The sequence below is a fragment of the Christiangramia aestuarii genome (assembly GCF_009735585.1).
Lineage (GTDB): Bacteria > Bacteroidota > Bacteroidia > Flavobacteriales > Flavobacteriaceae > Christiangramia > Christiangramia aestuarii.
This window is the reverse complement of the sequence record NZ_VJVW01000025.1, coordinates 1-986: the sequence shown is the minus strand read 5'-3', so window position 1 is coordinate 986 and position 986 is coordinate 1. Positions and strand designations below refer to the sequence as shown.

Annotated in this window: 1 protein-coding gene; it reads right to left on the bottom strand. The window is 49.0% G+C overall.

Features of this window, described 5'->3' with window-relative positions; all coding sequences use genetic code 11:
- On the bottom strand, positions 1 to 986 hold a 986-nt coding region (locus tag FLP08_RS15425), incomplete at both ends, for a Calx-beta domain-containing protein (protein WP_279327001.1).

Sequence of the window (986 nt, the reverse complement as noted above, 5' to 3'; positions counted from 1 at the left end):
GCCGTAGCGGTATTCAGGCTTACGTCCTGTCCGTTGGCATTGGTAATGCTAATTTCACCTGTAAAATCTTCTGTTGGTTCACTGATGGCATCACCTAAAACATCTACAGGAATGTTCACTGAAGAAGTTCCCTTGGCGATGGTGTAGCTTACAGCGGATTGTGCGGTATAGTCGCTTGCACCGGCCGATCCATCGGTAGTGGTAAAGCTTAGCACGATATCCTCCTGAGCAGTGGCTCCGCCATCGATACTGGCCACGAAGTTTCCTTGCTGGGTAGCATCTGTTTCAGTGATGGTGAATCCTGCCAGGCTGATGGAGATGGCATCATTATCATTGATGGTTCCCACGCCCTGGTTATCGGAGATGGAAGCAGTCCCAGTAGTTACCAGGTTGCTAAGATCTACAAAGAAGGTTTCTGCAGGTTCAGCGATGGCATCCTCGATGATATCCACGGTGATGGTCTGGGTAGCTCCGTCAACAGACCCGGCAGCAAAAGTGATGGTACCGGAGTTGGTGGTATAGTCACCTGGGTTTACGGCACTGTTATCAGCGGTGGTAAAGTCAGCGGTTAGCTGATCCTGAATATTACCTGTTAGGGTCACAGTAAATACCGCAGTACCTGCATCCTCATCGACGCTTACATCGTTGATGGCGATACTGGCGCTATCATTATCATTGATAGTGGAAGTAGCCGTAGCGGTATTCAGGCTTACGTCCTGTCCGTTGGCATTGGTAATGCTAATTTCACCTGTAAAATCTTCTGTTGGTTCACTGATGGCATCACCTAAAACATCTACAGGAATGTTCACTGAAGAAGTTCCCTTGGTGATGGTGTAGCTTACAGTTGATTGCGCAGTATAGTCGCTTGCACCGGCCGATCCATCGGTAGTGGTAAAGCTCAGCACGATATCCTCCTGAGCAGTAGCTCCGCCATTGATACTGGCTACGAAGTTTCCTTGCTGGGTAGCATCTGTTTCAGTGATGGT